Origin of the sequence: Streptomyces sp. KL109B (assembly GCF_030766935.1) — a bacterium.
Classification (GTDB): Bacteria; Actinomycetota; Actinomycetes; order Streptomycetales; family Streptomycetaceae; genus Streptomyces.
The window spans coordinates 15114-34673 of the sequence record NZ_JASERL010000019.1 but is presented as its reverse complement, the minus strand read 5'-3'; the positions used below and the strand labels follow the sequence as shown (position 1 = coordinate 34673).

Below are 19560 nucleotides of genomic sequence, written 5' to 3'. Positions count from 1 at the left end.
GAGAGGCCGGGTGGCCTGCGCCACCCGGCCTCTCCTCAACCCACCAGGTTCGTACGGTGTGGGCTAGTTGACGGCCCTCACGGGTTACTTGACGGCCTTCAGGGCGTCGACGATCCCGTACCCGTAGAAGCCGTTGCGCTGCTCGCCGCCCTCGCAGACCGCGTCGACCTTGCCGTCGCCGTCACCGTCGTACGAGGTCGGGCAGACCTCCTCGTCGGCCTGCGCCTTCATGAGGGCCTGCAGCTGCGCCGGAGTGGCCTTCGGATGCGTCGACTTGAGGAGCGCGGCGACGCCCGCGGCGTGCGGCGAGGCCATCGACGTGCCCTGCAGCCAGCCGTACTGGCCGCCCGGCATCGTCGACAGGATGCGCCCGTTCTTCGACGGAGTGTCGGCCGGGATCTGGTACTTGTCCCCGCCGGGCGCCGCGATGTCGATGACGCCGTTGCCGTACGTCGAGTAGTACGCCTTCGCCTTGTTCACGCCCGTCGCGCTGACCGTGACGACGCCCGGCAGCTGCGTCGGGACGTCGAAGCAGCTGTGCGGGTCGATGGTGCGGGTGACCGGCGTCGAGTCGTCGGGGCTGGAGTCGTCCACGATCGCGTCGGAGTCGAGGTCGTGGTTGGAGTTGCCCGCGGACGCCAGGTTCAGCGTGCCCTTCCCACGCGCGTAGAGCTGCGCGCGGTTCACCGCGTCGACGATGGCCCGCTGGTCGGGGTCGTCCATGCAGTTGTAGAGCCACGGGTCCACGTAGTAGCTGTTGTTGGTGACCTCGATGCCGTGGTCGGCCGCGAACACGAAGGCGCACACGACGCTCTCCGGGTAGAACAGCTCGCTGGCCGGGTCGGCCACCTTGATGCCCGCGACCTTCACGCCGGGCGCGACACCGGCGACGCCGACACCGTTGCGCGCGGCGGCGATCTCACCGGCGACGTGCGTGCCGTGGTAGTGGTCCGGGTTCGCGGGCCGCCAGGCGCCCGGCGAGGTGTCCGCCTTGCCGCCCACACAGTTCGCGGACTGCGAGGCGGAGAAGTTCGGGGCGAGGTCCGGGTGGGTGTCGTCGACGCCGGTGTCGATGACGCCGACCGTGACGTTCCGGCTGCCGGGGTTGATCTTCGCGGCCTTGTCGGCGCCCATCGCCCGCAGGTCCCACTGGTCCGCCTCGAGCGGCTCCTGGTCCGAAGTCGCCTTCGCGGCCACGGACTTGGCGTCCGCCGCGGACAGCTTCTGCGCGGCGCCCTCGTCCGTGGTGCCCGCGAGGCTGAGCGGCGCGGTGCGGGTCGCGCCGGCCGTGGCGACGCCCTTCGCGGCGCGTATCTGCTTGCCGAAGTCCGGGTTCGCGGAGTGCACGACGAAGACGCCGATCTTCGCGTACGTGGCGACGACGGAGCCGCCGGCCGCGGATATCGCCTTCGACACCGAGGAGATCGTGCGGGCGTCGGTGCCGCTCGTGTTCACCACGTAGGCGAGCGAGGAGTCCGCGGCGGCCGAACTGGCCGTGACCGCGGGGGAGTCGACCGCGGGGGCGGCGGCCGCGGACGGCAGGAAGCCGAAGGATGCCGTCAGTGCGACACCGATCGGCAGGGCGAGGGCCAGCCGGCGTCTGCCGGGCAGATGAGCCATGGGATCTCCACATCATCCGTCGTTGCTGGAAATGCCCGGGTCACGAGTGGCTGCCGGGCAGGTACATGACGCGTGGTGCGCAGTGAACGTATCCCTCACATCGCAGGTCATCAACGAGTTCCGAAAGAAACAGGGCGAGTTGAACCTCCATGCGGTCGCTCCCGTGCCGTTGTGCAGGAGATCGGGGCGCTCTACCATCGCGACCCGACCCACGTGATCCAGATCACGTCGACGTTCGAGAGACAGCACCCATTCGCGAGGAGAGTCCGTGGCCACCGACGCACCACCACCGCAGAAGGGCAGCCCGGACGACGGGCGCGCACTGCCCTCCACCGAGGAGTTCATCGAGGTGCAGGAGAGCGCGGAGTTCGGTGAACTGCGCCACGCGCACCGCTCGTTCGCGTTCCCGCTGACCATCGCGTTCATCGCCTGGTACCTCGTGTACGTGCTGCTGTCGAACTACGCGGGCGACTTCATGGGCACCAAGCTCTTCGGCAACATCAACGTCGCCCTCGTCCTCGGGCTCGCCCAGTTCCTGACCACGTTCCTCATCGCCTGGTGGTACTCGCGGCACGCCGCCGCGAAGCTCGACCCCAAGGCCGAGGCCATCAAGTCCCGTATGGAGGGCGGCGCATGAGCCCCGTGATGTCACAACTCCCCCTGGCCGCCGCCGGCGACGCCAGCGAGCACCGGCCGCTGATCATCAGCCTGTTCGCGGTGTTCGTCCTCGCGACCCTCGTCATCACCATCTGGGCGGGCCGCCAGACCAAGGACGCCGCCGACTTCTACGCGGGCGGCCGCCAGTTCACCGGCTTCCAGAACGGCCTCGCGGTGTCCGGCGACTACATGTCCGCCGCGTCGTTCCTCGGCATCGCGGGCGCCATCGCCCTCTTCGGCTACGACGGCTTCCTCTACTCGATCGGCTTCCTGGTCGCCTGGCTCGTCGCCCTGCTCCTGGTCGCCGAACCGCTGCGCAACTCCGGCCGCTACACGATGGGCGACGTGCTCGCCTACCGGATGCGCCAGCGCCCGGTGCGCACGGCGGCCGGCGCCTCGACGATCGTCGTCTCGATCTTCTACCTGCTCGCGCAGATGGCGGGCGCGGGCGTCCTCGTCTCGCTGCTGCTCGGCATCACCGACGACGCGGGCAAGATCGGCATCGTCGCCCTCGTCGGCGTCCTGATGATCGTGTACGTCACCATCGGCGGCATGAAGGGCACCACCTGGGTGCAGATGGTCAAGGCGGTCCTGCTGATCGCGGGCGCCATCCTCCTCACCTTCCTGGTGCTGCTGAAGTTCGACTTCAACGTCTCGGACCTGCTCGGCACGGCCGCCGAGAACAGCGGCAAGGGCTCGCCGTTCCTGGAGCCGGGTCTCAAGTACGGCCTCACGTCCACGTCGAAGATCGACTTCATCTCGCTCGGCATCGCGCTCGTCCTCGGCACGGCCGGACTGCCGCACATCCTGATCCGCTTCTACACGGTGCCGACCGCCAAGGCCGCCCGTAAGTCGGTCAACTGGGCCATCGGCATCATCGGCGCCTTCTACCTGATGACGATCGCCCTCGGCTTCGGCGCCGCCGCCCTCATCAAGCCGGACGAGATCATCGCCTCCAATCCGGCGGGCAACACGGCGGCGCCGCTACTGGCACTGCATCTCGGCGGCGTCGACTCCAACTGGGGCGCCATCCTGCTCGCCTCCATCTCGGCGGTCGCCTTCGCCACGATCCTCGCGGTCGTCGCGGGCCTCACCCTCGCCTCGTCCTCCTCGTTCGCGCACGACATCTACGCGAACGTCATCAAGAAGGGCCAGGCCTCCGAGAAGGACGAGATGAAGGCGGCCCGCTGGGCCACCGTCTTCATCGGCATCATCTCGATCGCCCTCGGCGCGCTCGCCCGCGACCTGAACGTGGCGGGCCTGGTGGCCCTCGCCTTCGCGGTCGCGGCCTCCGCGAACCTGCCGACGATCCTGTACTCGCTCTTCTGGAAGCGGTTCAACACCAACGGCGCGCTGTGGTCGATCTACGGCGGCCTGTTCACCGCGGTCTTCCTGGTGCTCTTCTCGCCCGTCGTCTCGGGCAACCCGAAGACCTCGATGTTCAAGGGCGTCGACTTCCACTGGTTCCCGCTGGAGAACCCCGGCATCATCTCGATCCCGGTCGGCTTCCTGCTCGGCATCATCGGCACGTACGTCGCCAAGGAGAAGGCCGACAAGGGCAAGTACGCGGAGCTGGAGGTGCGCTCCCTGACCGGCACAGGGGCCCACTGACCTCGTAGTACGCGCTGTGCCGTGCCCCGCGTCGTAGGGATCTACGACGCGGGGCACGGCACGCTCGTCGGTTCGCGCCCCTGCCGCTGTCAGACCCGTCACGTAGGCTCGGGATCAGTAGGTAAGAAATACGCCGAGGGAGGGGGCCCACGTGCTCATCGACACATACGGCCGAGTGGCAACCGACCTGCGGGTCTCGCTGACCGACCGGTGCAATCTGCGGTGTACGTACTGCATGCCCGAAGAGGGCCTGCAGTGGCTGGCCAAGCCGGACCTGCTGACGGACGACGAGATCGTCCGCCTCATCCGCATCGCCGTCACCGATCTCGGTGTCACGGACGTCCGCTTCACCGGCGGCGAGCCCCTGCTCCGCCCCGGCCTGGTCGGCATCGTCGAGCGGGTCGCCGCCCTGGAGCACCGCCCGAAGATGTCGCTCACGACGAACGGGATCGGGCTGAAGCGCACGGCGGCGGCGCTCAAGGAAGCGGGCCTGGACCGGGTGAACGTCTCGCTGGACACCCTCCGCCCCGACGTCTTCAAGACCCTCACCCGCCGCGACCGCCACAAGGACGTCATCGAGGGCCTCGAAGCCGCGCGCGACGCGGGCCTGACCCCGGTGAAGGTGAACTCGGTCCTGATGCCGGGTCTCAACGAGGACGAGGCCCCCGAGCTGCTCGCCTGGGCCGTCGAGCACGCCTACGAACTGCGCTTCATCGAGCAGATGCCGCTCGACGCCCAGCACGGCTGGAAGCGCGAGGGCATGATCACCGCGGGCGACATCCTGGCCTCGCTGCGTACGCGCTTCGAGCTGACGCCGGAGGGCGAGGGCGAGCGGGGCTCCGCGCCCGCCGAGCGCTGGGTCGTGGACGGGGGACCGCACCGCGTCGGCGTAATCGCCTCCGTGACCCGCCCGTTCTGCCGGGCCTGCGACCGTACGCGCCTCACGGCCGACGGCCAGGTGCGCACGTGCCTGTTCGCCCGCGAGGAGACGGACCTGCGGGCCGCCCTGCGCTCGGACGCGCCGGACGAGGAGGTGGCCCGCATATGGAAGGTCGCCATGTGGGGCAAGAAGGCGGGCTCCGGCCTCGACGACCCGTCGTTCCTGCAGCCGGACCGCCCGATGTCGGCGATCGGCGGCTGACCTACTGGCCGCCGCGGTCGCCCCGGTCGTCGTCGTGCGTCTCCCACTCCGCCAGCGACACGACGTCCTTCAAGAAGCCGCGTACGCCAAGGAACTTGGCCAGGTGCTCGCGGTGCTCGTCGCACGCCAGCCACGTCTTGCGGCGCTCCGGCGTGTGCAGCTTCGGGTTGTTCCACGCGAGTACCCACACCGCGTCGGCGCGACAGCCCTTGGCCGAGCACTGGGGAGTTTCGGGCGACGGTCCGGAGAGGTTCGCGAGGTTCACGCGTCAACCTTAAACGCACCGGAAAACGCCCTGGAAGCGACCGGGAAAAGCCCCGGAGAAAGCCCCGGGAAATGGCGACGCCGAGCAGCCACGGGGGGAGCTGCCCGGCGTCGGTCCGTCGCTCCGACGGGGGATGCGGAGCGCCTACGAAGTATGTCACGGGGTACCCGCTGCCCGGCACCGGAACTACATGATTGATCTGAGCTTTTCTTGAGCTTTGTCGACCGATTGTGTGCCGTGGACGGCCGTCGCTCAGCCCCGGTCCTCCGGCGCGGATTCCGCGGAATCGGCGGACGGGACCGGCGCGATCATGGGGCGTGAGGGCGCGGGCACGAAGGTCGACGGCAGCGAGGGCGCGTTCTCCCGGCCCGCGTTGGCGAAGACCACGGCGACGTAGGGGAGCAGGGCCCCGAGGACGAGCGTCACGATGGCGACGTGCCGCTCCACGTTCCACAGCACTGCCGTGAGGATCACCGAAATGGTGCGGATCGACATCGAGATGATGTACCGGCGCTGCCGGCCGCGAACATCGGCGGCGAGCCCCTGCCGGGCCCCCGTGATCCGGAAAACCTCTGCTCCACCGCTGTCCTTGCGCTTCCGCATCACATTCCACCACCCGCCAGCTCGCCGGACTCTCCCCGGACCGGACCCGACCCACGGTACGCCCGCCATGCGTCGGCTACGAGACCGGGGGCGGGCCTGACCTGGAGCGGTTCCTGCGCCATAGCACGTACGGAGCTGTCCGACATGCGCCGTATGGCGTACGCGGTGACACTGATCGCACGGGCGGCCGATGCGAGTCCCCGCACCGAGGAGAGGCGACGACATGAGCTGGTTGTGGGCGATCATCGTGGGCTTTGTGCTTGGCCTGATCGCTAAGGCGATCCTGCCGGGCAAGCAGCAGATCCCACTGTGGCTGACGACGGTCTTCGGCATCATCGGCAGCGTCCTGGGCAACTGGGCGGCCACCGGTCTCGGCGTCAACGACACCCGGGGCATCGACTGGACCCGGCACCTGTTGCAGCTGATCGGCGCGGTGGTGGTGGTCGCGGTGGGCGACATGGCGTGGGCAGCACTGCGCGGGAACAAGAAGCAGGCGTAGGAACGACGTAGGAGGGCCCCGGAACCGCGCGCGGTTCCGGGGCCCTCCTACGTCGTTCGGCGGGGCGGCAGCCCCTAGGCGGCCTTGACCTCCACCGCGGCGAGGTTCTTCTTGCCGCGCCGCAGCACCAGCCAGCGGCCGTGCAGCAGCTCGTCGGCGCCCGGCACGAAGTCCTCGGCGGCGACCTTCACGTTGTTCACGTAGGCGCCGCCCTCCTTCACCGTGCGGCGCGCGGCCGACTTGCTGGCGACGAGGCCGACCTCGGCGAACAGGTCGACGACCGGGCCGAGTTCGGTCACCTCCGCCTTCGGCAGCTCGGACAGGGCCGCCGCGAGCGTGGCCTCGTCCAGGTCCGCGAGGTTCCCGTCGCCCTGGCCGAACAGCGCCTTCGACGCGGAGATCACGGCGGCCGTCTGGTCGGCGCCGTGCACCAGCGTCGTCAGCTCCTCGGCCAGCGCGCGCTGCGCGGCACGGGCCTGCGGGCGCTCCTCCGTCTGCTTCTCCAGCTCTTCGAGCTCCTCACGGGGCTTGAAGGACAGGATCCGCATGTACGTCGAGATGTCCCGGTCGTCCGTGTTCAGCCAGAACTGGTAGAACGCGTACGGCGTCGTCATCTCGGCGTCGAGCCAGATGGCGCCGCCCTCGGACTTGCCGAACTTGGTGCCGTCCGCCTTCACCATCAGGGGCGTCGCGACGCAGTGCGCCACCGCGTCCGGCTCCAGGCGGTGGATCAGGTCGAGGCCGGCCGTCAGGTTGCCCCACTGGTCCGAGCCGCCCTGCTGGAGCGTGCAGCCGTAGCGCCGGTACAGCTCCAGGAAGTCCATGCCCTGGAGGAGCTGGTAGCTGAACTCCGTGTAGCTGATGCCTTCCTGGGACTCCAGGCGGCGGGCCACGGAGTCCTTGGTCAGCATCTTGTTGACCCGGAAGTGCTTGCCGATGTCCCGCAGGAATTCGATCGCGGACATCCCGGCGGTCCAGTCCAGGTTGTTCACCATCGTCGCCGCGTTCTCGCCCTCGAAGTCGAGGAACGGCTCGATCTGCGAGCGCAGCCGGGCGACCCACAGCTTGATCGTCTGCGGGTCGTTCAGCGTGCGCTCCGCCGTCGGGCGCGGGTCGCCGATCTGGCCCGTGGCCCCGCCGACCAGGGCGAGCGGGCGCAGGCCCGCCTGCTGGAGCCGGCGCATGGTGAGGACCTGCACCAGATGGCCGACGTGCAGGGAGGCGGCGGTCGGGTCGAAGCCGCAATAGAACGTGACCGGACCGTCCGCGAGCGCCTTGCGCAGTGCGTCCTCGTCAGTGGACTGGGCCCACAGGCCACGCCACTTCAGCTCGTCGACGATGTCGGTCACGGTTCTGGTTCTCCTTGAACAGGTGGAACAGGTCTGCTGTAGCCCTGCCAGTCTATGGGCGGCCACTGACAGCGCCGTACGGCGCCGGTGTCACACGCCCTGGCTGACCGAGCTCATGTTGAAGTCCGGCACCCGCAGCGCGGGCATCGCAGCCCTAGTGAACCAGTCGCCCCACTCGCGCGGCAGCGTCTTTTCCGTCCGCCCGGCCTCCGTGGCCCGCCCCAGCAGGCCGACCGGCGACTCGTTGAACCGGAAGTTGTTCACCTCGCCCACGACCTCGCCGTTCTCCACGAGGTACACGCCGTCCCGGGTGAGCCCGGTGAGCAGCAGCGTCGCCGGGTCGACCTCGCGGATGTACCAGAGGCAGGTCAGCAGAAGGCCGCGCTCCGTGCCCGCGACCATGTCGTCCAGGGACTTCTCGCCGCCCCCGTCGAGGATCAGGTTGTCGATGGCCGGGGCCACCGGCAGGCCGGTGAGCGCGGCGCTGTGCCGGGTCGTCGTCAGGTGCTTGAGCTCGCCGTCGCGGATCCAGTCCGTGGCGCCGACCGGCAGCCCGTTGTCGAAGACCGACGAGGCGTCGCTGGAGGCGTGCGCGAGGACGAAAGGGGCCGATCCGAGCCCCGGCTCGTGCGGATCGCTGCGCAGGGTGAGCGGCAGCCCGCTGAGCCGCTCGCCCACGCGCGTACCGCCGCCCGGCCTGGAGAACACGGTCCGGCCCTCGACGGCGTCCCGCGCCCCCGACGACCACATCTGGTAGATCAGCAGGTCCGCCACGGCCGTCGGCGGCAGCAGCGTCTCGTACCGCCCGGCGGGCAGGTCGAGGCGCCGCCGGGCCCACCCGAGCCGCGTCGCGAGCTCGGCGTCCATGGCCGCCGGGTCGACGTCCTTGAAGTCCCGCGTCGAGCGCCCCGCCCACGCGGAGCGCCTGCGCCCGTGCGACTTGGCGTTCAGCTCAAGGGTCCCGTTGGGCTGGTCGTGGCGCAGCCGCAGCCCCGCCGACGTACCGAGATAGCTGCTGGTCAGCTCGTGGTTGGCGAAGCCGTACAGCTCCCGGCCACCGGCACGCGCGCGTGCGAACGCCTCGCCAAGCGCAGGCGCGAAGTCCGCGAACACGGCGGACGAGGTCTCGGCGGGCGCGTCCGTGAAGTCGGGGGAGTGCGGTACGTCGCCGATCAGCGGCTGCGCGTCCTCGGCGGGCCCCGCCGCGGCGGCGGCCTCCTCGGCGGCGCGCACCAGCGGCTCCAGGTCGTCCGCCGTCACGGCCGCCCGGGACACGACGCCGCTCGCCGTGCCCTCCTTGCCGTCTACCGTCGCGACGACGGTGAGGGTGCGCCCGCGCGTCACGCCGTTCGTGGTGAGCGCGTTGCCCGCCCAGCGGAGGTTGGCGGTGGACGTCTCGTCGGCGATGACGACACAGCCGTCGGCCCGCGACAGTTCGAGGGCGCGCTCGACGATCTCGTACGGCTTGGTCCCGGACCTACGGGGGCTCATCGACCCGCCTCCTGCGTCGTGTTGAGGATGTTGACGCCCTTGAAGAGCGCGCTCGGGCAGCCGTGGGACACGGACGCGACCTGGCCCGGCTGCGCCTTTCCGCAGTTGAAGGCGCCGCCGAGGACATACGTCTGCGGGCCGCCGACCGCCGCCATGGAGCCCCAGAAGTCCGTTGTCGTCGCCTGATAGGCGAAGTCCCGCACCTGCCCGGCCAGCCGCCCGCCCCGGATCGCGTACGCGCGCTGCGCCGTGAACTGGAAGTTGTAGCGCTGCATGTCGATGGACCACGACCGGTCGCCCACCAGGTACAGCCCCCGGTCGACCCCCGCGATCAGGTCCTCCGTGCCGAGCCCGCCCGGATCCGGTTGCAGCGACACATTCGCCATCCGCTGTACGGGGACGTGCTCGGGGGAGTCCGCGTACGCGCAGCCGTTGGAGCGCTCGAACCCGGTCAACTTGGCGATCCGCCGGTCGAGTTGATACCCGGCGAGGGTGCCGTCCTTCACCAGGTCCCAGGACTGCGCGGCCACCCCCTCGTCGTCGTAGCCGATGGTGGCGAGCCCGTGCTCGGCGGTGCGGTCACCGGTCACGTTCATGATCTCGGAGCCGTACTTGAGCTTGCCGAGCTGGTCGAAGGTGGCGAAGGAGGTGCCCGCGTACGCGGCCTCGTAGCCGAGCGCGCGGTCGAGTTCGGTGGCGTGCCCGATCGACTCGTGGATGGTCAGCCACAGGTTGGACGGGTCCACCACCAGGTCGTACGCGCCCGCCTTCACGCTCGGCGCGCGCATCTTCTCGGCGAGCAGCTCGGGGATCTCGGCCAGCTCCCGGTCCCAGTCCCAGCCGGTCCCGGTCAGGTACTCCCAGCCGCGCCCCACCGGCGGCGCGATCGTGCGCATGGAGTCGAACTCGCCGCTGGAGTCATCCACGGCGACCGCCGTCAGCTCCGGGTGCAGCCGCACGCGTTGCTGCGTCGTGACGGTCCCGGCCGTGTCCGCGTAGAACTTGTTCTCGTGGACGCAGTACAGCGAGGCGTCCACGTGCGACACCCCCTGCGCCGAGAGCAGCCGCGCACTCCAGTCGGCGAGCAGCCCGGCCCGCTCCTCCTCGGGAACGGTGAACGGATCGATCTCGTACGAGGAGATCCAGGTCCTGTCCGCGTGCACCGGCTCGTCCGCCAGCTCCACTCGCTCGTCCGACCCGGCCGCCTTGATCACCCGCGCGCTCAGCTTGGCCATCGCCACGGCCTGCGCGGCCACCTTCGCCGCACCGTCCATCGTCAGATCGACACCGGAGGCGAACCCCCACGTCCCGCCGTGTACGACGCGCACGGCGTATCCCAGGTCAGTGCTGTCCGACGCCCCCGAAGGCTTGGCGTCCCGCAGCCGCACGGAGGCGCCGCGCACCCGCTCCAGACGGAAGTCCGCGTGCTCGGAGCCCAACGCGCGTGCGCGCGCGAGTGCGGCGTCGGCGAGTGCCCGTAGGGGCAGTGCGAGGAACGACTGATCGATCTCGTGGGCCATGGGCGGCTTCCCCTTCTGTCGCGGCACGGTGCGTGTGAGTGAACCACGACACGTGCCGTCTGTGGGAACCCCACAGAGAGCACCCCTTCGCCCTGTCGCCCCCGGATTCGGCACCCGGTGCCGGAGGCGGATAGGTTCGACGCATACCTCACCGCCGAACGAAAGGGTGATCCGTTGAGCCGCTCGGTTCTCGTCACCGGGGGAAACCGGGGCATCGGCCTCGCCATCGCCCACGCCTTCCTGGAGCAGGGCGACAAGGTGGCCTTCACCTACCGCTCCGGCGAGCCCCCCAAGGAGCTCGTCGACGCCGGCGCCCTCGCCGTCCGCTGCGACATCACGGACGCCCAGCAGGTGGACGACGCCTACAAGGAGATCGAGGAGAAGCACGGCAACGTCGAGGTCCTGGTCGCCAACGCCGGCGTCACCAAGGACCAGCTCCTCATGCGCATGTCCGAGGACGACTTCACGTCCGTCCTCGACACCAACCTCACCGGCACCTTCCGCGTCGTGAAGCGCGCCAACCGCGGCATGCTGCGCGCCAAGAAGGGCCGCGTCGTGCTGATCTCCTCCGTCGTCGGGCTGCTCGGTTCGGCGGGGCAGGCGAACTACGCCGCCTCGAAGGCGGGCCTGGTCGGCTTCGCGCGTTCGCTCGCCCGCGAGCTCGGATCGCGCAACATCACCTTCAACGTCGTCGCCCCCGGTTTCGTGGACACCGACATGACCCAGGCGCTCAGCGACGAGCAGCGCGCGGGCATCGTGTCGCAGGTGCCGCTCGGCCGGTACGCGAAGGTCGAGGAGATCGCCGGCGTGGTGGACTTCCTGGCCTCCGACGCCGCCTCGTACATCACTGGAGCCGTCATCCCGGTTGACGGCGGACTGGGAATGGGTCACTGAACCATGGCTGGAATCCTCGAGGGCAAGAAGATCCTCATCACCGGTGTGCTGATGGAGTCCTCCATCGCCTTCCACACCGCGAAGCTGGCCCAGGAGCAGGGCGCGGAGATCATCCTCACCGCCTGGCCGCGGCCGTCCCTGACGGAGCGCATCGCCAAGAAGCTGCCCGAGCCCGACAAGGTCAAGGTCCTGGAGCTCGACGTCTCGAACGACGAGCACCTCGCCCGCCTCGAGGGCCAGGTCCGCGAGCAGCTCGGTGACCGTCTCGACGGCATCGTGCACTCCATCGGCTTCGCCCCGCAGGACGCCCTCGGCGGCAACTTCCTGAACACGCCGTTCGAGTCCGTCTCCACGGCCATGCACGTCTCCGCCTTCTCCCTGAAGTCGCTGACGATGTCGCTGCTGCCGCTGATGACCGAGGGCGGCTCCGTCGTCGGCCTCACCTTCGACGCGCAGTTCGCCTGGCCGCAGTACGACTGGATGGGCCCGGCCAAGGCCGCCCTGGAGGCCACCAGCCGCTACATGGCGCGCGACCTCGGCAAGCAGAACATCCGCTGCAACCTGATCTCGGCGGGCCCGATCGGCTCCATGGCCGCGAAGTCGATCCCCGGCTTCAGCGAGCTGGCCTCCGTGTGGGACGCCCGCTCCCCGCTGGAGTGGAAGCTCGAGGACCCGGAGCCCGCGGGCCGCGGCATCGTCGCGCTGCTCTCCGACTGGTTCCCGAAGACGACCGGCGAGATCGTGCACGTCGACGGCGGTCTGCACGCGATCGGCGCCTGACAACCGGCTCACTCGTTCGGTCCACCGGCCGGGCGAGCGGTAGGGACCTCCACGCACGCTGGTGCGAGGAGGTCCCTACGTGCGTCTGCGCCCCCGCTTCACCGCTGCCCTCGCCCTGTTGATCTCACTGCCGTACGTCGCCGCGTGCGCCCCGGCCCAGGACGCGACAGCCGGAAAGGGCGGCCACGCGCGCGTGGCCGAGAAGAAGCGGGAGCGTGCCGAGTGCCGGATCGAGGTCGACCGCTTCCTCGTGACCGCCACCTGCCACAACCCGAACCCGACGGTCGACCGCGTCGCCCTGCACATCGAGTGCGCGCAGTGGTGGGACATCGACACGGACTCGCGCCCGAAGCCGGTGTTCCCGGCGGAGACGCTCCGCATGGACGGCCGGTGCTGGAAGAACGTGCAGAGCGCGTGGGTCAGTCACCAGAAGCCGGCGCGGTGAGCCGCCCGGGGCGGCAGTCGAACGGATAGCGCGCCGCCTCCTTGGCGGCGGCCTCGGCGTCGCCGTCCCGGATCGCGTCGACGAGCGTGGCGTGGTCCATGTGGTTCTCGGCGGTCAACCGCTCGCCCACGTCCTCGCGCAGCCAGTCCCGCATCACCTCGCCGAGGTCCGCGTACATCGCCGTCAGTACGTCGTTGTGGGACGCGGCCACCACGGCCAGGTGGAACGTCGCGTCCGCCGTCACGAACGCCTCCGTGTCCCCGGACGCCCAGGCGTCCTCACGCCGTACGAGGAGCGCGTCGAGCTGCTTCAGGTCGCGCTCGGTGCGCCGCGCCGCCGCGAACTTCGCCGCGCTCGACTCCAAGGTGGCGCGCAGCTCGGCGATGTCCTGCGGCGCGGCGTCCGCGAACCGCCGCTGCATGACGCCCGCCAGCTCGCTCGTCGCCACGACGTACGTGCCCGAGCCCTGCCGGATGTCGAGCAGGCCGTTGTGCGCGAGGGCCCGCACCGCCTCCCGCACTGTGTTTCTGGCCACTCCCAGCTGTTCCACGAGTTCGGGCTCCGTCGGGATGCGGGAGCCCACCGGCCACTCGCCGGCGGAGATCTGGGCGCGCAGGGCGGAGATGACCTGCTCGGACAGGGCCGAGCGCTGGGGCGAGGTCAGCGGCATGACGTTCCTTCGTGCGGGCCTTCGTGCGGGCGGAGTCGTACGGTAGCGAATCGGATTGGACAGCCAATCATCCCATGATTCTAAGATGGGTCTCATGGCTAGTGAGGAAACCCCGACGATGGCGCCGCCGAGCGCCGCCCCTGAGACCCCCATGACTCCCATACGCAGCGAGAAGAACGCCCCGCGCGCGTGGGTCATCCGCCTGGTCACGGTCGGCATCGTCCTCGCCGCGATCAACCTGCGGCCCGCCATCACCAGCCTCGGCGCCCTCCTCGAAGAGGTCCGCGACGGGCTCGGGATGAGCGGCAGCGTCGCCGGACTGCTCACCTCCGTGCCGCCGCTCTGCTTCGCGATCTTCGGCGTGATGGCGCCCCGGCTCGCCAAGCGCTTCGGCCCGAGCGCCGTCGTCTGCGCCGGCATGTTCGCCATCGCGGCGGGCCTCGTCATCCGCCCGTTCACCGGCGGCACCGTCGGCTTCCTCGTGGTCAGCGCGCTCGCCCTGATGGGCATCGCCGTCAGCAACGTACTGATGCCGGTCATCGTCAAGCGCTGGTTCCCCGACAAGGTCGGCACCATGACCGGCCTGTACTCGATGGCCCTCGCGCTCGGCACGTCCACCGCGGCCGCCGCCACGGTGCCGCTCACCGAGGCGATGGGCGGAAGCTGGCAGACCGGGCTCGCCGTGTGGGCCGTGCTCGCGATCGCCGCGGCCCTGGTCTGGCTGCCGCTCGTACGCCAGAAGGACCCGTCCGCCACCGCGGCCCCCGTAGAGGCGGCTGCCGCACCCGCCGGTGACGGCCTGCGCATCGCCCGCAGCCGCACCGCCTGGGCCCTCGCCGTCTTCTTCGGCCTCCAGGCCACGGCCGCGTACATCACCATGGGGTGGATGGCGCAGATCTTCCGCGACGCCGGGGTCTCCGCCTCGACCGCGGGCCTGCTGCTCGCCGTCACCATGGCGATGGGCATCCCGCTCGGCTTCGTCATCCCGCGCATGGCCGCCCGGCTGCCCAGCCAGGGCCCGATGGTGATCGCCCTCGGGCTGTGCGGCCTCGCGGGCTACGCGGGCATGTACTTCGCCCCCGCCTCCGGCGCCTGGGCGTGGGCGCTGCTGCTCGGCGTCTCCAACTGCGCGTTCCCGCTGGCGCTCACCATGGTCGGGATGCGGGCCCGCACCGGACCGGGCGTCGCCAAGCTGTCCGCGTTCGCACAGTCCACCGGCTATCTGATCTCGATCCCCGGACCGCTGCTCGTCGGCGTCCTCTACCAGCACAGCGGCGGCTGGGGAGTGCCGATCATCTTCATGGCGGTGCTGATGGTGCCGCAGATCGTGGTGGGCGTCTTCGCGGGCCGGGGTCGCACCGTCGAGGACGAGGCCGCCGGGGCGACACGGGGCGACAAGGCGGCCCCGGCGTCCTGAGGTCCGGGGACAGGTGCGACACTTGGCGCATGTCGCCTGTGCTCGATCCGAATCCCCAGAACGGCCAGAAGAAGCTCCTTCTGGTGCTCGGCGCGATGCTGGCCGTCACCGTCGTCATCGGCATCATCGCCTCCATCGCCGCACCGTGAGCCGCGCCTCCTGAGGAGGGGTGGGGCTAGCCCCCCATCCCCTAGGGGGCCAGTGTCAGGGTGAAGTGGGTGGATCACCGGATGGGTTCGCGGCCCCGGACTCCGTACCGTCGAAGCGGACAGACGGAAACGGACCTCGGAGGCATCCATGTCGGCGCCCACCCACTCCCGGCCCCACCCGGCAGCCACGGGTCGTGTCGACATCCGGCTGCCGTGGTGGGCGATCGTGCTCCCGGCCGTGGCCTTCGTGGCGCTGCTCCTGCTGATCCTGAACCCGGCCGACGCCCAGGCCACCGCGGGCGACCCGAGCCTCGTCCACATATTGGGGCGTGCGAAGGACCTGGTGCTCGGCCAGTGAGTCCGTACGCCGTTCGTCCGCTCCACCAGCGCCCCTGTACGCCGTTCACTCGTGCCGGGTGACCCCGTCAACTCCCTGCGCCCGGCGGCCGGTTTCATGCGAAGCTGGGACGCATGAGCGTCGCAGAACCCCGCAGGATTGTCCTTTTCCGGCATGCCAAGGCGGACTGGCCCCAGGTCTCCGATCACGAGCGGCCGCTCGCCGAGCGAGGGCGCAGGGACGCCCCCGTCGCCGGCCGCAAGCTGGCCGACTCCGGCATCTCCTTCGACCTGGCCCTCTGCTCGACCGCAACGCGCACCCGTGAGACCTGGAAGCTGGCCGTGCACGAGCTTCCGGAGCGACCTCGGACCGTGTACGAGGAGCGGATCTACGAAGCGTCCCCCGGCGAACTGATCGCGGTACTGAACGAGACCCCCGACGACGTGCGGGACGTCGTCCTGATCGGCCACAACCCCGGCGTGCAGGCCCTCTCCGAGATCCTCGCCGGCGAGGCCGAGGGCGATGCCCGGCAGCGGCTGAACCAGCGCGGCTTCCCGACCGCGGCGTTCTCCGTGCTCACGTTCACCGGAGCGTGGAAGGGCCTGGAGCCCGGCACGGCCACGCTCGTCGACTACTGGGCGCCGAGCGAATAACCGGCCATCGCACGACCTGCCACTGAACGTACGACGTGGGGCCCGGTACCGACCGCCGGTACCGGGCCCCACGTCACTCGCATACGTCCGGCCGTCAGGCCTCCAGCGTGTCGGCCGCCTCGACCTCTTCGCGCGTGATGCCCAGCAGATAGAGCACCGTGTCGAGGAACGGCACGTTCACCGCGGTGTGCGCGGCCTCGCGGACGACGGGCTTGGCGTTGAAGGCGACGCCGAGCCCGGCCGCGTTCAGCATGTCCAGGTCGTTCGCGCCGTCGCCGATCGCCACGGTCTGCTCCAGCGGCACCCCCGCCTCGGCGGCGAACCGGCGCAGCAGCCGCGCCTTGCCCGCGCGGTCCACGATCTCGCCGGTGACCCTGCCGGTCAGCTTCCCGCCGACGATCTCCAGCGTGTTGGCCTGCGCGAAGTCGAGCCCGAGCCGCTCCTTCAGGTCGTCCGTGACCTGCGTGAACCCGCCCGAGACGACGCCGACTTGGTAGCCGAGACGCTTCAGCGTACGGATCAGGGTCCTGGCGCCCGGCGTCAGCTGGACCTCGCTGCGCACCTTCTCCACGACCGAGGCGTCGAGCCCCGCGAGCAGCGCCACGCGCGCGTGCAGCGACTGCTCGAAGTCCAACTCGCCGCGCATCGCCGCCGCCGTCACCTCGGCGACCTTGTCCTCGCAGCCCGCGTGCGCCGCGAACAGCTCGATCACCTCGTCCTGGATGAGCGTCGAGTCGACGTCCATCACGACGAGCCGCTGCGCGCGCCGGTGCAGACCGGCGGAGACGACCGCCACGTCCACGCCGAGCTTCGCCGCCTCCAGGGCGAGGACCGTGCGCAGCTCCTCCGTGCCGGTGCCGGACACCGCGAACTCGACGGCGGTCACCGGGTACTTGGCGAGGCGGAAGATGCGGTCGATGTTGCCGCCGGTGCCGGTGATGGAGGCCGCTATCGACGCGGTCGACTCGGCGGTCAGCGGGTGACCGAGGACGGTGACGTGGGAGCGGCCGGTGCCGCGCGGGCGGTTGTCGCCGATGCCGGAGATGATCTCCGCCTGCATCTTCATCGACTCGGCCCAGCTGTGCACGGTCGACCGCAGATCCCCTTCGAGCCCGGCCGACGGCTGGGTCACCAGGGCGCACAGGACGATCCGGCCACGCGTGACGACCTGCTCGATGTCGACGACGTCCAGGGAGTAGGCGGCGAGGGTGTCGAAGAGCCCGGCGGTGATGCCGGGCCGGTCCTTGCCGAAGATCTTGACCAGGAGGGTGGGGACGTCGGCCGGCACGTCCACGGGCTGGGCATCAGCGGTGGGCTGGGGCTGCGAAGCGCTCATGATGGGTCTACGTTATCGGGCCTTTGTACGGACGCCGCAATCAAGGTCACCCACCGCACGCCCACGGGGCTCCGCCCCGACCCCCGCTGCTCAATCGCCGCAGGGGCTCCATATGGCCCTCCCGCGCGGGCATGATCAAGCACTTGCGGCAGGTGAGCCTGCTCGAGACCGGCGGCCGGTGAGCATGATCAAGCTCCCCAGCGAGTGGGCATGCTCGAATTCGGCGGCGGGTGAGCATGATCAAGCTCGGCAGCGGGTGGGCATGCTCAAGCCCGGCGGCGCGCGGGCATAATCAAGCCCGGCGGCGGGTGGGCACGATTAAGCCCCTGCGGCGATTGAGCAGCGGGGTCCGGGGCGGAGCCCCGTGACCGATGCACGGGTGACGGCTACCGGTCCTCGCCCCCCGGAGACGGCGGCGGCGGAGGCGGTGGCGGCGCAGGCCACCCCGTGTCCCCGGACCGGCGCCGCCGCCGAGGCGGTTGCACGGGACTCGCCACCGTGGGCGCCCCCGCCGCCCCGTCGTACGGCGACCGCAGATACGGATTCGTATCGGGATCGGCCGGCCGATACGGCTGACTCGGCCGATACGGCCCCGCGGCCTCACCCGGCGCGCCCGGCGCCGCACCCGCACCCGCACCGGCACCCGCACCCGCACCCGCCAACGCGAGCGGCGCGACCCGCCCACCCGCCGCCCCCGTCCCATACGCCAACAGCGCCCCCAGCACCCCGGCCGCCACACCCCACGCCACCCCGAGCAGCAACGCCATCCCGACCCGCCCGTGCAACTCGATGCCCGCCCCGAACGCGTCGAACCCCAGCACCGACAGCGAGGCCCCCGCCGACACATCGGTCAGCCACACAAGCAGCGGCAGCGCCAGCGCCGTCACACCCCCGAGCCGCAGCCCGCACCGCCCCGCGAACCCCCACACGCCTCCGACCACCGGCGTACGCGCCGCCGCCAACACCCCGGCCAGCAGCATCATCACGGCCGCCGCGACCCCCAACAGCCACACCCTGCCGTCGAGTTCCGCGAGCCGCCCAAGCGTCACCGGCTCGTCGGCCGACACCCGCAACAGCTCGTCGAGCGGATCCGGCAGCAGCTTCGCGAGCGCACCCGTGGCCTTGCCGTCCCAGGGCACGAAGAGGCCGATGGGGATGCCGAGCCAGGTCCCGTTGGGCGCCCCGAGCAGCGCGGCGCCCGCGATCCGCTTCGGATGGTCGTCGCCGACCATCGCGTACACCGCCGCCGCGAGACCCGCGACGACCGCCATCAGCAACACCGCCACCAGCGACGACGCGGCGGGCCGCACGATCCGGTGCAGCGGCGCGAGCGCCCGCGGCAGCGGACTCCGCCGCGACGCGAGCAGCGCGATCACCAGCACCCCCACCACGAACCCCGCACCGCCCAGCAGCGAGGGCACCGTCTCCACGGTGAACCCGACGTCCGCCTTCGCCTTGACCAGGTCGCTGAGCCGATCCGGCAGCAACCCGCCGATCCCGCCCGGCAGTTTGTCCGCGATGCCCTCCGGAATCCCCTTCCCGGCGCCCGGAATCTCGTCGAGCCCCAACTGCGAACCGTTGAGCGTGATGACGTCGTGCCCCGCCCACGCGAGGCCGCCCATCATCGCCACGAACAGCGCCACCACGGCGCCCGCGCGCGCGAGGAGTTCGCGGGGCGCCACCTCAACGCCCGCCGCCCGCAGGGAACGTAGGAAGAACCAGCCCAGCACGAGCGCCCCCACCAGGCCGACGCCCAGCGGCCACACGTCGATCGAGGTGTCCGCCTGCGCGCCCTTGAGGCCGAAGGCCGACACGTCCCCGGACGGCGTCACGCGCCCGCCCGCCCCGAGCGCCACCACGGCCGCCGTCATCGGGCCGAGCGAGGCCACCGTGTCGGCCTCCAGCAAGTGCAGGCCGAGCGCCGCGACTCCGGCCATCGCGATGAACGCCCAGCTCACCGCGGCGACGGCGGACAGCAGCAGATCGCCCACGGGCAATCGCGCGCGTGACTCGGTCTCGTGGCCGCTCGCCGTCACGGACATCAAGGACCCCCCGATCCACCCGCCCTGCCCCTTAGGGGACTTCACCACTCTCCGGGGCCGCATCTACGGCGTCAACGGGGC

At 70.7% G+C, this 19560-nt stretch carries 20 protein-coding genes; 11 read left to right on the top strand and 9 right to left on the bottom strand.

Annotation, left to right across the window (positions count from 1 at the left end):
- Positions 1-84: 84 nt before the first annotated feature.
- Complete coding sequence (locus RBJ65_RS41015; RefSeq protein WP_306322445.1) at positions 85-1620, bottom strand: S8 family serine peptidase; 1536 nt, start codon at positions 1618-1620, stop codon at positions 85-87.
- Positions 1621-1888: 268 nt separating this feature from the next.
- On the opposite strand from RBJ65_RS41015, the gene RBJ65_RS41010 reads away from it, so the two are divergent.
- The 3 genes from RBJ65_RS41010 to moaA all read left to right on the top strand — a co-directional run bounded on the left by RBJ65_RS41010 (position 1889) and on the right by moaA (position 5029).
- On the top strand, positions 1889-2257 hold the full coding sequence (locus tag RBJ65_RS41010) for a DUF485 domain-containing protein (RefSeq protein ID WP_306322444.1): 369 nt from the start codon (positions 1889-1891) through the stop codon (positions 2255-2257).
- Entirely contained in the window at positions 2254-3888 is a 1635-nt protein-coding gene (locus RBJ65_RS41005; RefSeq protein ID WP_306322443.1) for a cation acetate symporter, read from the top strand. The genes RBJ65_RS41010 and RBJ65_RS41005 overlap by 4 nt, the downstream gene beginning before the upstream one ends.
- A gap of 151 nt (positions 3889-4039) precedes the next feature.
- On the top strand, positions 4040-5029 hold the full coding sequence (gene moaA / locus RBJ65_RS41000) for a GTP 3',8-cyclase MoaA (RefSeq protein WP_306322442.1): 990 nt from the start codon (positions 4040-4042) through the stop codon (positions 5027-5029).
- A gap of 1 nt (position 5030) precedes the next feature.
- Here the strand turns inward: moaA and RBJ65_RS40995 are convergent, their stop codons facing one another.
- Together RBJ65_RS40995 and RBJ65_RS40990 are read right to left on the bottom strand one after the other, a co-directional pair.
- Positions 5031-5294, bottom strand: a complete 264-nt coding sequence (locus tag RBJ65_RS40995) for a hypothetical protein (RefSeq protein ID WP_306322441.1) — start codon at positions 5292-5294, stop codon at positions 5031-5033.
- Between the two features lie 252 nt (positions 5295-5546).
- On the bottom strand, positions 5547-5897 hold the full coding sequence (locus RBJ65_RS40990; RefSeq protein ID WP_372341404.1) for a DUF3099 domain-containing protein: 351 nt from the start codon (positions 5895-5897) through the stop codon (positions 5547-5549).
- Positions 5898-6120: 223 nt separating this feature from the next.
- Here RBJ65_RS40990 and RBJ65_RS40985 point away from each other — a divergent pair, with 223 nt between their 5' ends.
- The gene (locus RBJ65_RS40985; RefSeq protein ID WP_306322439.1) at positions 6121-6396 is read left to right on the top strand and encodes a GlsB/YeaQ/YmgE family stress response membrane protein; all 276 of its coding nucleotides are present in this window, start codon (positions 6121-6123) and stop codon (positions 6394-6396) included.
- Between the two features lie 74 nt (positions 6397-6470).
- Here the strand turns inward: RBJ65_RS40985 and tyrS are convergent, their stop codons facing one another.
- The 3 genes from tyrS to RBJ65_RS40970 form a co-directional block, all read right to left on the bottom strand.
- Complete coding sequence (tyrS, locus tag RBJ65_RS40980; RefSeq protein WP_306322438.1) at positions 6471-7745, bottom strand: tyrosine--tRNA ligase; 1275 nt, start codon at positions 7743-7745, stop codon at positions 6471-6473.
- 90 nt (positions 7746-7835) lie between these two features.
- Positions 7836-9236: a metallopeptidase TldD-related protein gene (locus tag RBJ65_RS40975; RefSeq protein WP_306322437.1), complete on the bottom strand. Its 1401-nt coding sequence runs from the start codon at positions 9234-9236 to the stop codon at positions 7836-7838.
- Positions 9233-10756: a TldD/PmbA family protein gene (locus RBJ65_RS40970; RefSeq protein WP_306322436.1), complete on the bottom strand. Its 1524-nt coding sequence runs from the start codon at positions 10754-10756 to the stop codon at positions 9233-9235. Before RBJ65_RS40970 ends, RBJ65_RS40975 begins: the two co-directional genes overlap by 4 nt.
- Positions 10757-10930: 174 nt before the next feature.
- Between RBJ65_RS40970 and fabG the strand changes: the two genes are divergently transcribed.
- The 3 genes from fabG to RBJ65_RS40955 all read left to right on the top strand — a co-directional run bounded on the left by fabG (position 10931) and on the right by RBJ65_RS40955 (position 12875).
- Positions 10931-11650 (top strand): 3-oxoacyl-[acyl-carrier-protein] reductase, encoded by a 720-nt coding sequence (gene fabG, locus RBJ65_RS40965; protein ID WP_306322435.1) that lies wholly within the window; start codon positions 10931-10933, stop codon positions 11648-11650.
- A gap of 3 nt (positions 11651-11653) precedes the next feature.
- Positions 11654-12430 (top strand): enoyl-ACP reductase FabI, encoded by a 777-nt coding sequence (fabI, locus tag RBJ65_RS40960; protein WP_306322434.1) that lies wholly within the window; start codon positions 11654-11656, stop codon positions 12428-12430.
- Between the two features lie 79 nt (positions 12431-12509).
- Positions 12510-12875 (top strand): hypothetical protein, encoded by a 366-nt coding sequence (locus tag RBJ65_RS40955; protein ID WP_306322433.1) that lies wholly within the window; start codon positions 12510-12512, stop codon positions 12873-12875.
- On the opposite strand, the gene RBJ65_RS40950 is transcribed toward RBJ65_RS40955, so the two are convergent.
- On the bottom strand, positions 12850-13545 hold the full coding sequence (locus tag RBJ65_RS40950) for a FadR/GntR family transcriptional regulator (RefSeq protein WP_306322432.1): 696 nt from the start codon (positions 13543-13545) through the stop codon (positions 12850-12852). The two genes, RBJ65_RS40955 and RBJ65_RS40950, sit on opposite strands and share 26 nt — an antisense overlap.
- 94 nt (positions 13546-13639) lie before the next feature.
- Here RBJ65_RS40950 and RBJ65_RS40945 point away from each other — a divergent pair, with 94 nt between their 5' ends.
- The 4 genes from RBJ65_RS40945 to RBJ65_RS40930 all read left to right on the top strand — a co-directional run bounded on the left by RBJ65_RS40945 (position 13640) and on the right by RBJ65_RS40930 (position 16101).
- Entirely contained in the window at positions 13640-14962 is a 1323-nt protein-coding gene (locus RBJ65_RS40945; RefSeq protein WP_372341403.1) for a CynX/NimT family MFS transporter, read from the top strand.
- A gap of 38 nt (positions 14963-15000) precedes the next feature.
- On the top strand, positions 15001-15111 hold the full coding sequence (locus tag RBJ65_RS40940; RefSeq protein ID WP_306322525.1) for an SGM_5486 family transporter-associated protein: 111 nt from the start codon (positions 15001-15003) through the stop codon (positions 15109-15111).
- Positions 15112-15259: 148 nt separating this feature from the next.
- Positions 15260-15469 (top strand): hypothetical protein, encoded by a 210-nt coding sequence (locus RBJ65_RS40935; RefSeq protein WP_306322431.1) that lies wholly within the window; start codon positions 15260-15262, stop codon positions 15467-15469.
- Positions 15470-15582: 113 nt separating this feature from the next.
- Complete coding sequence (locus RBJ65_RS40930) at positions 15583-16101, top strand: histidine phosphatase family protein (protein ID WP_306322430.1); 519 nt, start codon at positions 15583-15585, stop codon at positions 16099-16101.
- Between the two features lie 94 nt (positions 16102-16195).
- On the opposite strand, the gene serB is transcribed toward RBJ65_RS40930, so the two are convergent.
- Both serB and RBJ65_RS40920 read right to left on the bottom strand, forming a co-directional pair.
- Positions 16196-17437 (bottom strand): phosphoserine phosphatase SerB, encoded by a 1242-nt coding sequence (gene serB, locus RBJ65_RS40925; RefSeq protein WP_306322429.1) that lies wholly within the window; start codon positions 17435-17437, stop codon positions 16196-16198.
- A gap of 386 nt (positions 17438-17823) precedes the next feature.
- The gene (locus RBJ65_RS40920; protein ID WP_306322428.1) at positions 17824-19479 is read right to left on the bottom strand and encodes a streptophobe family protein; all 1656 of its coding nucleotides are present in this window, start codon (positions 19477-19479) and stop codon (positions 17824-17826) included.
- Between the last annotated feature and the right edge of the window lie 81 nt (positions 19480-19560).